The sequence below is a fragment of the Saccharothrix syringae genome (assembly GCF_009498035.1).
GTDB classification, from domain to species: Bacteria; Actinomycetota; Actinomycetes; order Mycobacteriales; family Pseudonocardiaceae; genus Actinosynnema; species Actinosynnema syringae.
Map to the genome: position 1 here is coordinate 5390528 of NZ_CP034550.1, position 14092 is coordinate 5404619.

Genomic DNA, 14092 nt, shown 5'->3' on the forward strand with positions numbered 1-14092 from the left:
CGCGGTCCTCGGCATGTTCGGGTTCGCCATAACACTGGTCACGCTGCTCAAGGTGCAGTCCGTGCGCCGGATCCAGCGCGAGGAGCGCGATCTGCTGCGCAAGCTGTACGGCACCGAATCGCTGGCGAACCACCTGCGGTCGGCGGCGACGTTCCTGCGCAAGGACCAGGACAACGAGGCCAGGGTGCTCGCCGAGGAGCTGGTGCGGCTGTGCGGGCAGATCGAGGGGATCGGTCGTGCCCTGGACACCATGACGCGGGTGACCCGGGCGGCGAACGCGTCGCTGGTGGTCGACCGCGGTTACTTCACGCCGGTGTTCCTGCGCCGGGCCGTCGACGACGCGCGGCGCAACATCGACTTCCTCATCTACCGCAACCTGCAGTTCACCAACGTGGACCTGCTGGAGTCCATGGAGTACGCGGCGAAGCGCGGTGTGCGGATACGCATCCTGGCGCTGTCGTCGCGAGCCGACGACTCCGTGCTCGAACAGGCGTCCATGGTCCTGCCGTGGCCGCAGGCGGACGCCAAGACCCTGCGGCGGCAGTTGGCCGAGTCGGAGGAGAGGATCCGCGGCATCGTCGCGGGCTGGAGCGAGCCGGCCCGCGCGAAGTTCGAGTACCGGGGGTACTCGGTCGCGCCGAACGTCCACTTCGTGCGGGTGGACGGGGTGCTCCGGCAGGGGTTCATCGGGACGTTCTCCGCGGCACAGCCGGCACGGCTGGAGGACCGGCCCTACCTGGAGGTGTCCGCGGCCGGCGAACCGGGCGTGACCCTGTCCCGCCACTTCGACCAGCTGTGGGAGCGGAGTGCCGCGCGGAACTAGGAGCTGTTCGGGGGTTCGGACCACGGGGTTGAGGCCCGGGTTCTCACCCCCGTGACCGCTCCTCGCGGATGTGGTCCGGCCTCGCCGTGTCCGGCCTTCTCCGGGACCACCGCCGTGATCCGGCGGCGACGCGGGTGAGCCCGGTCGGCCTTGGCGGGGTACGCCTTGTCCGCGGCCACCGCGACGGGCAGCCCGCCCGCGTCGACCGCGGCGTGGATCCTGCCGCTCAGCCCGTCCCGGGACAGGCCCGGCCGCCGTCGCCCGCGCCTCCCCGGCGGTCGAACAGCTCCTGGTGGCCCGGCGCAGGCGGCCGATCCGGGCCCGTCCGGTCGAAAGCGGACGCCCGAGGGGTGTGAACGGCCCCACGCGACAGCGTCGCCGCTGGTCGCGGCCTGCTGCCGGTGCCCGCCGGCGGGAGGGGGCGGTTCCGTGCACGAGCCGGCGTTGCGGCAAGCGGAGTATTCCACTGCGGTGACGGGATCGTTACAGTCGGTTTCTGGGAACGCTCCCAGAAACGACAACGAAGGGGTTGTTGTGCGAAATCTGCTGGCGGCGGTCGCCGCTGTCGTCTCCGTAGCCGGGTTGGTGGTGATCGGCGGGAACAGCTCCGCGGGAGCGGCACCCGTCTGCGCCGTGGACTACAAGCTCAACCAGTGGTCCAACGGCTTCACCGCCAACGTGACCGTGACCAACCAGTCCGCTCCGGTCACCTCGTGGCAGCTCACCTGGACCTTCCCGGGCAACCAGGCGGTCACCTCCGGGTGGAGCGCCGACGTGAAGCAGTCCGGCACCCGCGTCACCGCCTCCAACATGCCGTGGAACGGGTCGCTGGGCACGGGCGCGAGCGTCCAGTTCGGCTTCCAGGCCAACTACAGCGGCACGAACGCGGTGCCGACCGACTTCGCGTTCAACGGTGTCTCGTGCAACGGGGACTCGCCCACCACGACCACCACCACGACGACGTCGACCAGCACCTCCACGTCCACGTCCACGTCGACCACGACCACCACGACGACGACCACGACCACCACGGACCAGCAGCCCCAGGACTGCACCTCGGCCGCGATCTGCGACGGCTTCGAGCAGCAGTCCGGCACGCCGTCCGGCCGCTGGACCGTCGGCGCGGCCAACTGCACCGGCCAGGGCCGGGTCAGCATCGACAGCGGCGTGGCCCGCAGCGGGTCGAAGTCGGTGCGGGTGGACGGCGCGTCCGGCTACTGCAACCACATCTTCTTCGGCACCGCCCTGCCCACCTCCGGCACCGTGCACGGCCGCTTCTACGTCCGCCACACCACGGCCCTGCCGACGTCGCACGTGACGTTCATGGCCATGAAGGACACCGCCGACAACGGCCGTGACCTGCGCATGGGCGGCCAGAACTCGGCGCTGCAGTGGAACCGCGAGTCCGACGACGCCACCCTGCCCGCGCAGAGCCCGCAGGGCGTGGCGCAGAGCAAGCCGCTGCCCACCGGCCAGTGGAACTGCGTGCAGTTCACCGTCGACTCCAGCGGCAAGCTCTCCACCTCGCTCAACGGCACCGCCGTCGCGGGCCTCCAGGTGGACGGCACCCCGACGCCGGACATCGACGACCAGTGGCTGCGCAAGACCTGGCGCCCGACCCTGACGGACCTGCGCCTGGGCTGGGAGAGCTACGGCGACGGCGCGGACACCCTCTGGTACGACGACGTCGCGATCGGGTCCTCCCCGATCCGCTGCTGACCCGTCGTCCCCGGCGGTGGCGACGCCGCCGCCGGGGACAGCAGGTCGTCGTCCCACCACCAGGCCACCGACGGGTAGGGCAGGGGAGCGGGGTCGTCGTCCAGCGGCCCGTCGGTGTAGGCGGGCCGCACGCCCTCCGGCAGGTGGCGGGCGGCCAGGCACCCCCACTCGACGGTGCCGGCGAGCGTGCGGCCGATGTCGTCCACGTACCGGGCCAGCGCCGGGTCGGCCCACGACAGCACCTGCTCGCGCACGGCGAGGAACCGGAGCACCAGCCGGTCGCGCAGCGCCACCCCGGCGCGCACGGCCTCCTCGGGCGAGCAGCCGCGCTCGCGCTCGATGACGGCGAACAGGTTGTGCACCTCGTGCCGCCGGACCTCGCGGGCGTAGGAGTACCGGTCGTTGTCCAGCCCGCCGATCGTGCCCGCCATCTCGGCCAGCGCCGCCACCGCGGGCAGCTCCAGCCACTCGGTGGGCAGCGGCGCGTCGCGCGCGAGCTGCAACCAGTGCGAGACCAGCTCGGCACCCCCGGTCCGCCGGCGCAGGACGAGGTAGTTCGACGTGTCGAACCGCCTGCCCCGCGCGTCGACCGCGGCCTGCCACTGCATGCCCGACAGGGTCGTCCGCAGCGCCTGCCCCATCCGGTTGACCACCGACACGTCGGCGAGGGCGCGGAACCGGCGGCCGAGGTCGCGCATCGCCTCCGGGAAGGGCGAGCCGAACCGCCAGTCCGGGTGCTCGAACGCGCGCTCGGCCTGGTGGCAGACGAGCGTGAGGGTGACCGGGTCGGAGGGCATCGGGGAGGTGTCGCAGTAGGCGTCGTCGAACGCGAACAGCCAGTGCACCCAGCAGGTCGCCGCCACCAGCAGGTCCAGGTCGGTGGACGGCGGCAGGACCCGGCAGGTGAAGTGGGCGCACCGCGTGGCGACGGCGCGCGCCCACTCCTTCGGGGTCGGGCGGAAACCGGCGCGGTCCACCCAGTCGAGGGCCAGGCGTTCCACGGTGTCCACGGCGGGGTGCGTGGTCGGCTCGAACGGGCAGTAGAACGACAGCAGGCCGGGAGGGATCGGCGTCGTCAGGGCGGCGGTGGGCGATGCCATGGCACCAATCGTGGAGACCACCGGGGGCGACCGACAACGAGGAACAGCCGATCGTGTGGACCTCACCGGTCGTTCGGGTGCTCGTCCACAAGGTCCCGCCGGTCGCCCGCCGCGGTGTCGCCCGCCGTGAGGCCGTCGGTCGGAAGGCGGTCGGCGTCGAGGTCGGCGAGCTGGCGCCGGACGCGGTCGGCGTCGTCGTGGCGGCCCTGGTCCCGGTACAGCGCCAGCGCCTCCTCCCACACCTCGCGGGCCCGGTCGCGCTCGCCCAGGGCGGCGTGGGGGTGGCCGACTACAACGGCGCCCTCATCGGCACCGTGCAGTCGTCGTTCTTCCCGACCTACGACGACGCCCTGGTCCGCGTCACCAACACGGCCGGCTGGACCCGGGGCCCGTGGGTGGACTGCGGCACGATCACCGCCGAGCGCGTCACGGTGAACTACCGGGGCGGGTTCACCGTCCGGGACCTGACCAGGCACGACGCGTGCGTCGAGCCCGGCGACTCGGGCGGCTCGAACTACCGCGACTCCGGCACCCGCACCGCCGAGGGCGTGACCAGCGGCGCGCTGCTGTCCGCGGCCAACCGCTGCGGCCAGAACGCCACCCCGTCGTTCCCGAACGAGTCGTACTACTACCCGGCCGCGCTGAGCGTGCCGCACTACAACAGCACCCACGGCGTCACCCCGTGGTGACGTCCTGAACCGGGAGGAGCCGGGGCGCCGCCCCGGCTCCTCCCCCCGCGCGCGGCGCCGGATCGATCAGGGGGAGGCCCGGCGCCGCGCGCACGCGGCTCTCCCGGATCTCCCGGGCGCGCTCGAACAGCGGCCGCGCCTCGTCCGCGCGGTCGAGCAGGCTCAGGGCCAGGCCCAGGTTGTTCAGCCGCGCCGCGACCTCGGGGTGGTCGGGTCCGTGGCACGCCCGGCTGATGTCCAGCGCCCGCTCCAGCAGGGGCAGGGCGGCCCGGGGGCGGCCGAGGTCGCGCAGCGCGCCCGCCAGGCTGGTGAGCCGGACGGCGACCCGCGGGTGCCCGGACCCGTAGACGGCCTCGGTGATCGCCAGCGCGCGCGAGTGCAGCGGCAGGGCCTCCTTCGGCTGGCCGAGGCTGCGCAGCAGCAGGCCGAGGTCGTTCAACCGCACCGCCGTCTTGGGGTGGCCGGGCCCGTAGGCCGCCTCGGTGATCGCGAGCGCCCGCTCCAGCAGGGGCCGGGCCTCCCGCAGCGTCCTGGAGTCGGGGGAGGGGCCCAGGTCGCGCAGCACGAGCCCGAGGTTGCTCAGGGCGGTGGCCACCTCGGGGTGGTCGGCGCCGTGCGCGGCCTCGCTCGCGGCCAGGGCCCGCGCCAGCAGGCAGCGGGCGTCGTCGAGGCGGCCGATGTCGCGCATGGCCAGGCCCAGGGTGCTCAGGGCGACCGCGACGTCCGGGTGGTCGATCCCGTGGCCGGCCTCGGTGACGGCCAGCGCCCGCTCGTGCAGGGCGATCGCCTCGCGGCCGCGCCCCAGGTCGCCGAGCACCAGGCCCAGGGCGTTGAGCCGGGCCGCGACCAGGGGGTGCCCGGACCCGTACCTGGCCTCGGTGACGGCCAGGGCCCGCTCGTGCAGCGGCAGCGCCTCGTCGGGCCTGCCCAGGTCGCGCAGCACCAGGCCGAGGTTGTTCAGCGGGACCGCGACCTCGGGGTGGTGCAGCCCCAGCGCGGCCTCGCCGATCGCCAGGGCCCGCTCCAGCAGCGGCCTGGCCTCCGCGGGCCGGCCGGACTCGCTCACCGCGTTGCCGAGGTTGTTCAGCAGCCGGGCCAGCTCCGGCCGGTCGGGCCCGTGCACCTCCTCGCCCGCCCGCAGCGCCCGCCGCAGCAGCACCTCGGCGTCGGCGAGCTGGCCGGTGCGCAGCAGGTAGGTGCCCGCCTGGTCCAGCAACCGGCTGGCGGTGCGCGGGTCGGCGGCGGCGACGCCCGCCAGCACGTGGGGCAGCAGTTGCCGCCAGCGCGGCCACGTCGCGGGCGCGCCGGGCGGCAGGTCGCGCAGGGCGGCTTCGAGCAGCGCGCCGACCTCGGGCCCCGGCGTGGCGCGGGCCGCGAGCTGGATCATCCGGTGGACGACCAGGTGGTCGCCGGAGCGCTGCGCCAGCGAGTAGTCCACCAGCACGCCCACCGCGTCGCCGAAGCCGCCGTCCGGGTCCTCGGCGGCGGCGCGCAGCGGCGGCGGCAGCAGCCCGGTGTCGGCGGTGAACAGGTCGAGGGGGATCGGGTCGGGCGCGAGGTGGGCGCAGATCGCCAGCAGCCGCGCCGAGGCCGGGTGGTCGCGCTCGATCCTGCTCAGCGGCAGCTCCCACACGCGCCCGCGCACCGCGCCCGGGCGGCGGCGCAGCAGGGCCAGGTACTCGGGCACGGGCAGCCCGGTCTGGGTGAGGTAGGCGGCCGCTTGTTCCAGCGCCAGCGGCAGGTCCCCGAGCAGCCCGGCCAGCTCGGCGGCCTGCCCGGGCGTCACCGCGGGCACGCGGCGACGCAGCAGCGCCACCGAGTCGGCCCGCTGGAACGTGTCGAGCACGAGCACCGACCCGATCGCCTCGAAGCCCGCGCGCCGGGTGGTCAGCAGCACGTGACCCGGCCCGGTGGGGATGTACGGTCGCACGCCAGCCACGGTCTCGGCGTTGTCGAACACCAGCAGCCACCCGCGCCGCACGCGCAGGTGCGCCAGGACCACCGACACGGCCTCCTCGGCGCCCGCGGGCAGCGCCAGGCCCAGCGCCCGCCCCAACGCGACCAGCTGGCCCGGGATCAGCGCCGGGTCCTCGGCCGACAGCCACCACACCGCCGCGTACCGGTTCGCGCGCCGGTGGCAGAACTCGACCGCGAGCTGGGTCTTGCCGATGCCCGCCATGCCCCGGACCGTGCACACCACCACGTCCCGCCGGTCGCCGAGCAACCGGGCCAACCGCTGCCGCTCGCCGCGGCGGCCGGTGAAGTTGGGGTTGCGCAGCTCCACCTTCCACACCGGCGGGTTGGGTGTGGCGGAGCGGTCGCGCCGGACCGTGGCCCACACGGTGACCACCAGCAGGGCGAGCAAAACCGACCACGCGCCCCGCGGGTCGTCCAACCAGGAGGGCAGGGCGTCGCCGGCGGCCTCGACCACCAGGCCGGCCGCGAACGCGAGCGCGACCTCGAACGCGACCAGCCGGATCCGCGCAGGTCCCATCCCACCCCCTGACCGCCCTCTACCGGCACCCTAGCGGTGACGGTGCGTGCGCCGTCCGCGATCAGTGGGTCACGTGCCGAACGGCCCCTGGCGGGCTTGCGGTCGACCAGAGGTGCGTGAACCGTTCGCGATTTCCTACCCGAAAGAGACGTTAGTGGCCTGACCTGCGCGGCGCCGGACCCGCACTTCGGTGGTCCAGGCGGGCGTGAACCAATTCTGGAGCGGTCGTGACGGAGTGGGCCGGCTGGACCGGCACCGCCGTCCAGCCGGCCCGCCCGGGCAGCGGAATCAGAAGAGCAGCCACAACCGGTAGTAGTTGGGGTTCGAGTCCACCTGGCAGTCGTAGTCCATCGCGAAGGCGCCGGGGCCGACCGTGGCCGCGACTCCCGCCGCGAGGCATTCGATGTAGAAGAAGTAGCGCTCCGTGGGCCGCCACCTGGCCTGTGCGGTGACGTCCGGTGGAACCTGCGTCCCGTGGGCGGCGGCGCGGGCACTCACGGCGGTGACCGCGCCGGTCGTCAGGGAGCCGTCGTGGCCGCCGACACCGACCTGCCGCGAGGTTCCGGCGGATGCGGGCGAAGACAACGCCACGACGGTGAACAGCGCGGCCAGTGCCACGCCGAGCGGTTTGGTGATCGAATTCAAGGTGGGCCCTTCCGGAGCATCGGATTCGCGATCTCTCGCGAGTTGGCCACGAACGGAACGGCCTTCCCGGGTCACCTGCGTCCCCCCGTGGGTGCGAGTGGCTCGCCCTCGAAGCGGATCCGGTAGGTCCTGTCGTGGTATCGCCCACCATCGCGGCAGCCCGCTTGGAATTCGCTGAACACGCGTTGTATCGCCTGCTCCCAGCCGGTATGCAGGAGAGGGGGAGGGGGGCGCGGTGGGATCGGATCGTCACGTCGTGGTGGGGGTGCTGGGTGAGCTGGAGCTGTGGCTGGGCGGACGGCCACAACCCGTAGGGCACGCCCGCCGGCGGTCGGTGCTCGCGGTACTGGCGGTCGAGGCCAACCGGGTGGTGCCGGTGGACAGCCTGATCGACCACGTCTGGGGTGAGCGGCCGCCGGGCACGGCGCGGTCGGTGCTGCGCGTCTACCTGACCCACCTGCGCCGGGTCCTCGCCCCGACCGGGATCACGATCACCCGCAAGGGCAGCGGCTACACGCTGGCCGTCGAGGCCGACGTCGTGGACCTGCACCGCTTCCACCGACTGCTCGACCTGTCACGGGCGGCTCACGAACCACGTCAGGCCCTGTCCCTGGTCGAGGCCGCCCTGGCGCTCTGGCGGGGTGAACCGCTGGCCGAGCTGGACACCCCGTGGGCGCAGGCGGTGCGGGAGCGATCACGCCGGGAACGCGCCGAGGCCGAGGCCGACCGGATCGACTGGGCGCTGGCCTGCGGCCGGCACCGGCAACTGCTGCCGGAGCTGAGCACACGGGCAGAGGCCGAGCCGCTGGACGAGCGCGTGGCCGGACAACTGGTGCTCGCGCTGTACCGCGCCGACCGCCAAGCCGACGCCCTGGCCCACTACCAGCACACCCGACAGCGCCTGGTGGAGGAGTTGGGCGCCGATCCCGGGAGGGCACTGCAAGAGCTGCACCAGCGCGTCCTCGCCGCCGACCCGACCCTCACGCAGACCGAGCCCGCCATCACCGGCACCACCGCCGGGTCACCGGTGGTGCCCCGGCAGCTACCCGCTCCACCCCGGTGGTTCACCGGCCGCGCCGACCACCTGGCCGCGCTGGACGCCGCCCTGGAGGACCGGGGCGCGATGGTGATCTCCGCGATCGGCGGGGCGGGCGGTATCGGCAAGACGTGGCTGGCCCTGACCTGGGCCCACCGGCACCTCGACCGGTTCCCCGACGGGCAGCTGTTCGTCGACCTGCGCGGTTTCAGCCCGGACAGCGCACCCACCGACCCGGCGGTGGCGGTGCGTGGTTTCCTCGACGCCCTCGGCGTGCTCCCCGACCGCATCCCGACCGACCTGGAGGCGCGGGCCGCGTTGTACCGCAGCCTGGTCGCCGGGCGGCGGATGCTGGTCGTGCTGGACAACGCCGCCACCGCCGAGCAGGTCGTGCCGCTGCTGCCCGGCGGCACCACCTGCACCGTGCTGGTCACCAGTCGCCACCGGCTGGACGCCCTGACCGCCCGGCACGGCGGTCGTCCACTGCCCCTCGGTGTGCTGACCGGCGCCGAGTCCCGCGCCCTGCTCATCGCCGCCCTCGGTGCCGACCGCGTCGCCGGTGACGAGCCCGCGGCCGCCGAGCTGATCGCGCTGTGCGGCGGGTTCCCCCTCGCGCTCGGCCTGATCGCCGCCCGCGCCCAACCCGACCTCCCCCTGGCCGAAGCGGTCACCGAGCTGCGCGAGTCAGGACTGGACGCGCTGGACTCCGACGACCCCGCGGCCAGCCTGCCCGCGGTGCTGTCCTGGTCCCTGCGCCACCTCACCGATCAACAACGCACCGTGTTCGCGCTGCTGGGCGTCACCCCGGGGCCCGACATCGGCCTGCCCGCGGCCACGAGCCTCACCGGCCTACCGGAACGGGAAACACGCGCCGTGCTCCGCGCGCTGACCGACGCTTCCCTCCTCGACCACAACTCCGGTGGTCGCCACGCCATGCACGACCTCGTCCGCGCCTACGCCACCACCACTGCCCACGACCTGCCCGGAGCAGTCCGGCAGGCGGCGCTGGAACGCGTGGTCGACTTCTACCTGCACACCGCCCACGCCGCCAACCACCTGCTGGATCCCCACAGCCCGCCGTTCCGGCTCGACCCGCCCGCTCCCGGGGTCCGGGGCCAGTCGCTGCCCGATCTCCCCACCGCCCTGGCCTGGCTGGACACCCACCACCCGCACTTGTTGGCCGCCCAACGCGCCGCCGCCACCCACCACCTCCACCAGAGCGTGTTCCGCCTGGCCCGGAGCATGGCCACCTTCCACTGGCGGCGCGGGCACCGCCACGATGACCTGATCGCGTGGCAGGCGGCGCTCGATGCCGCCGGTCACCTGCCCGACCCGACCGCCCGAACCCTCTGCCACCGGCGCCTTGGCCGGGCCAACGTCGAGCTGGGGCGGCACGAGCAGGCCATCGACCACCTGCATCAGGCCCTCGCCCTGGCCGAACAGCACCACGACGCCACCCAGCAGGCCCTCACCCACAACGTCCTCGCGCGAGCCTGGGAGCGGTGGGGTGATGACTCGCGGGCCCTGGTGCACGCCCACCACGCCCTGGACCTCATCCGCGCCCTCGACCGGCCGGTGTGGGAAGCCGACGCGCTCAACGCCGTGGGCTGGTACGCCGCCCGCCTGGGCGAGTTCGACACCGCCCGCGACCACTGCCGGGCCGCCCTCACCCTGCACCGCCGCCACCGCAACCCCGACGGCGAGGCCGGCACCCTGGACAGCCTCGGGTTCATCGACCACCGGACCGGCCGCCACGACGAGGCCATCAGCCACTACCAACAGGCATTGACCCTGTACCGCACCCTCGGCAACACCACCGAGACCGCAGACACCCTCGACCGCCTCGGGCATCCCCTCGCCGCCCTCGGCCGGCACGACCAGACCCGCGCGGTGTGGCGGGAAGCGCTGGAGCTGTACCGGGAGCAGGGGCGCACGACCGACGCCGAGCGGGTGCGGCGGCAACTCGACGATCTCCACGACACCCCGACTGCGGTTCCGGCGAGCAGTTCCTGACCCGCTGCCGACCGGACGCACGAACGACAGCGGGGCCGGCAGGCATCACGCCCACCGGCCCCGCCCCGTGATCAGCCGATCAGGCCGCGTTCACCGAGACGTCGTCCAGCACGAACGAGGTCTGGTAGGACCAGTCCTCCGCGCCGGTGAAGCTCAGCGTCACGCTCTGGCCCGCGTAGGCACCCAGGTTGAAGGTGCGCACCGCGTAGCCGGAGGGGTTGAGGTTGGTGTAGGTGGCCAGCGTGGTGCCGTTGGCCTGGATGGTGAAGGTGTCGAACACCTCGGGCTCGTACTCCGCGGTGGTGATCTTCAGCCACAGCGACAGGGTGGTGTTGGCGCACCCGGCCGGGACGGTGACGGTCTGGGACAGCGTCTCGGTCTGCGTGTAGCCGTAGCCGCTGATCCACGCGGACCGCGAGCCCGACCGGGGCGCGCCGTCGCCGGTCCACGCGCCGATCGTCCAGGTGGCGTTGGACCAGCCGGTCGTGCCGCTCTCGAAGCCGCCGTTGGCGACCTTCTCACCGGGCGCGGAGCAGGAGCCGCCCGGCGGGTTGATCGTCCAGGTGAACGTCACCGACGCGGTCTTGGCCGCCGAGTCCGTCACGGTCGCGGTCACGGTGTAGGTGCCCGCGGTGGTGGGGGTGCCGGAGATCAGCCCGCTGGAGGCGTTGAGCGACAGGCCGGGCGGCAGGCCGGTGGCCGACCACGTGTACGGCGGCGTGCCGCCGGTGGCCTTGAGCTGGAGGCTGGTGGCCGTGCCGACGCTACCGGTTTGGTTGCCCGGCGGGGTGATCGACGGGGTGCCCGGGCCGGGGCCGCCGCCGGTGTTGACGAACAGCAGGCGGTTGGGGGAGCCGGTGCCCGGGCTGGTGATCTTGTTCGCGGTGGAGTTGGTGACCATGGCACTGGCCACCTGCGCGGGCGTCAACGACGGCGTGGCGCCGAGCAGGAGGGCCGCGCCGCCCGCGACGTGCGGGGTGGCCATCGACGTGCCGCTGATGGTGTTGGTCGCGGAGTCGCTGGTGTTCCAGGCCGAGGTGATGTTCTGGCCGGGCGCGAAGATGTCGGTGCACGTGCCCCAGTTGGAGAACGAGGCTCGGGCGTCGGTGTTGGTCGACGCGTTCACCGTGATCGCCTCGGCGACGCGCGCCGGGGTGAAGTTGCACGCGTCGGCGTTGGAGTTGCCCGACGCCAGGGCGTAGGTGACGCCGTCGGCGATCGAGTTGCGGACCGCGTTCTCGGTGGTGGCGTCGCTGCCCTGGCCGCCCAGGCTCATGTTGGCCACGGCCGGGCCGGAGGTGTGGTGCCCGGTGACCCAGTCGATGCCCGCGGCGACACCGGCGAACGAGCCGGAACCGGCGCAGTTGAGCACCTTGACCGCGATCAGCGTGACGCCCTTGGCCACGCCGTGCGCGGTGCCGCCGACCGTGCCGGCGACGTGCGTGCCGTGGCCGTTGCAGTCGGTGTTGTTGCCGTCCCCGGTGGTGTTGGTGCCCCACGAGGCCCGGCCGCCGAAGTCGCTGTGGGTGGTGCGGATGCCGGTGTCGATGATGTACGCGGTGACGCCGGAGCCGTTGTTCGGGTAGGTGTAGCTGGAGTCCAGCGGCAGGTCGCGCTGGTCGATGCGGTCCAGCCCCCACGACGGCGGGTTCGGCTGGGTGTCGAACGCCTCGACCGTGCCGTTCTGCTGGACGTAGGCCACGTTCGGCTCGGCGGCCAGGCGGCGCGCGGCCCGTTCGGACAGCGTGCCCGCGAAGCCCTTGAGGGCGTGGCGGTAGGTGAAGTCGACCTTGGCGCGGTACTTCGCGCTCAGGTCGGCGGTGAGCGCGTCGGCGCTCTGCGCGGACAGGTCGTTGTAGACGACGATGTAGCTGTCCTTGATCGGGTTCGCGGCCCCGAGGACGTCGCCTTCGGCCGCGGCCGGACCGGCCGTGGCGGTGAGCGCCAGCGCGGTGGTCGCGGCGGTGGCTAAGGCGAGCAGTGCTCGTCTGGCTCCGCGGACGTCTCCCATCAGGGTTCTCCCTCGTGCAGGGGTTCCCGACAGACCCGATGACGGCTCGGGCCGGCCGGAGGAGTGGAGTTTCCCGGACACGTACGCGCGGACGTGGTCGGGAACGTTAGAGGAGTCCTCACCGCCCGACAATCGGCCGGCAGGGCGAACGACCTGCGGTAATCCGAATGGCGGCGACTAGTGGTCGCTGGTCTCCATCCCTTCAGTGTTGCCTGAACGCAACAGCTACGCTCCCAGGTCATCCGGCTGCGGGAGGGGGACGGGAGATGGCGGAGGAGGTCCGGCGCGGTGTGCGCGGGCGGCGCGAGCCCGGCCACAGCCCCGCCTCGCCGTCCGGGGCGGCTGGTGGGATGGGGGCATGTCCCCAGGGCTGCCGGGATGACCACGTCGAACCTCGGCGCGGGCACGTCGCTGCGCCGGCTGCTGGCCGCGACGGCGGTGTCCGACTCGGCCAACGGGGTCTTCGCCGTCGCGGCGGTCCTGGGTGCCCGGCAACTCGGCGGCTCGGCGCCCGCCGTCGCCGCGGTGGGCGCCGCCGCGACCCTGCCCTGGCTGCTGGCCGTGCCCGCGGGGATGCTCGTCGACCGGGTCGACCGGGCCCGCGCCATCACCGCCTGCAACCTGGGCCGCGGTGCGCTGATGCTGGCCCTGGGCGCGCTGCTGCTGATCGGCGCGCCGGCCGTGCCCGCCCTGGTGGTCGTGGTCTTCGGGGTCGCGGTTCTCCAGACCGTGGTGGACACCGCGGCCGAGTCGCTCGTCCCGGACCTCGTCCGGGCGGCCGAGCTGACCAGGGCCAACGGCTACCTCGCCGTGTCGACGCGGCTGTGCCACCAGGCCGTGGGCCCGTTGGCCGCCGGGCTGCTGTTCGAGGTGTCCGCACCCACCCCGGTCCTCGTCGCCGGTGTCGGCTGTGCGGCGGCCGTGGTGCTGTTGCGCGGTGCGCGGGCCCGTCCGACCGCGCCGGCTTCGCCGGCCCGCCTGCGGACCGGGGTCGTCCTCATCGCCCGCTCGCCGGTGCTGGCCGCGACCGTCGCGGTGAGCGCGCTCACCACGCTGGTCAACGGCGCTTTCATGACGGTGTTCGTGCTCTACGCCATCAGCCCCGGCCCGTTGGGGCTCGGCGAGTCGGAGTACGGCCTGCTGCTGGCCCTGGTCGGCCTGGGCGCGGCCGGCGGCTCGGTCCTGACCTCGCGGTTCGAGGCCCTGGTGGGGCGGGGGCACCTGCTCTGGCTGACGCGCGTGGGGTGGGCCGCGGTGTTCGCCGCGCCGGTGTTGCTGAGCGGTGTGGCGCTGGTGGTCGTCGTGACCCTCGGCAGCTTCGTCGGGGGGATGTGGTCGGTGCTGGCCATGACCGCGCGGCAGCGGAACTCCGAGCCGCGGCACCGGGGGCAGGTGGCGGGCGCGTCCCGCATGATCACCTACGGGTGCGCCCCGATCGGGGCGGGGCTGGGCGGCGTGCTCGGCGAGTTCCTGGAACCCCGGGCGATCTTCCTGGGGGCCGCCGTCGCCACCCTCGCCACGATCCTGTTGCTGCGACCCGCTCGATAGTTTCAGTGTTGACC

The 14092-nt window shown here is 73.7% G+C and carries 9 protein-coding genes; 5 read left to right on the top strand and 4 right to left on the bottom strand.

All coding sequences use genetic code 11. The features are described 5' to 3' along the window. The first annotated feature begins 61 nt into the window (after window positions 1–61). Together EKG83_RS23335 and EKG83_RS23340 are read left to right on the top strand one after the other, a co-directional pair. Entirely contained in the window at window positions 62–823 is a 762-nt protein-coding gene (locus tag EKG83_RS23335; protein ID WP_153278317.1) for a phospholipase D-like domain-containing protein, read from the top strand. A gap of 534 nt (window positions 824–1357) precedes the next feature. Continuing rightward, window positions 1358–2542: a cellulose-binding domain-containing protein gene (locus EKG83_RS23340; RefSeq protein WP_033429405.1), complete on the top strand. Its 1185-nt coding sequence runs from the start codon at window positions 1358–1360 to the stop codon at window positions 2540–2542. On the opposite strand, the gene EKG83_RS23345 is transcribed toward EKG83_RS23340, so the two are convergent. After that, window positions 2473–3642 (bottom strand): terpene synthase family protein, encoded by a 1170-nt coding sequence (locus EKG83_RS23345; RefSeq protein ID WP_033429404.1) that lies wholly within the window; start codon window positions 3640–3642, stop codon window positions 2473–2475. The genes EKG83_RS23340 and EKG83_RS23345 overlap by 70 nt on opposite strands. 53 nt (window positions 3643–3695) lie before the next feature. On the opposite strand from EKG83_RS23345, the gene EKG83_RS23350 reads away from it, so the two are divergent. Next, window positions 3696–4331 (top strand): chymotrypsin family serine protease, encoded by a 636-nt coding sequence (locus tag EKG83_RS23350; RefSeq protein ID WP_153278318.1) that lies wholly within the window; start codon window positions 3696–3698, stop codon window positions 4329–4331. On the opposite strand, the gene fxsT is transcribed toward EKG83_RS23350, so the two are convergent. Together fxsT and EKG83_RS23360 are read right to left on the bottom strand one after the other, a co-directional pair. After that, on the bottom strand, window positions 4318–6825 hold the full coding sequence (gene fxsT, locus EKG83_RS23355; protein ID WP_033429402.1) for an FxSxx-COOH system tetratricopeptide repeat protein: 2508 nt from the start codon (window positions 6823–6825) through the stop codon (window positions 4318–4320). The genes EKG83_RS23350 and fxsT overlap by 14 nt on opposite strands. 288 nt (window positions 6826–7113) lie before the next feature. Further along, the gene (locus EKG83_RS23360) at window positions 7114–7545 is read right to left on the bottom strand and encodes a hypothetical protein (protein WP_153278319.1); all 432 of its coding nucleotides are present in this window, start codon (window positions 7543–7545) and stop codon (window positions 7114–7116) included. 160 nt (window positions 7546–7705) lie between these two features. Between EKG83_RS23360 and EKG83_RS23365 the strand changes: the two genes are divergently transcribed. Next, window positions 7706–10519, top strand: coding sequence for an AfsR/SARP family transcriptional regulator (locus EKG83_RS23365; protein ID WP_033429400.1), 2814 nt, complete (start codon window positions 7706–7708; stop codon window positions 10517–10519). 79 nt (window positions 10520–10598) lie between these two features. Here EKG83_RS23365 and EKG83_RS23370 read toward each other — a convergent pair whose 3' ends face one another. Further along, a complete protein-coding gene (locus EKG83_RS23370) occupies window positions 10599–12530 on the bottom strand; it encodes a S8 family peptidase (protein WP_063741271.1) in 1932 nt (643 codons plus the stop codon). Between the two features lie 378 nt (window positions 12531–12908). Between EKG83_RS23370 and EKG83_RS23375 the strand changes: the two genes are divergently transcribed. Further along, on the top strand, window positions 12909–14078 hold the full coding sequence (locus tag EKG83_RS23375; protein WP_033429399.1) for an MFS transporter: 1170 nt from the start codon (window positions 12909–12911) through the stop codon (window positions 14076–14078). The last annotated feature ends 14 nt before the right edge of the window (window positions 14079–14092 follow it).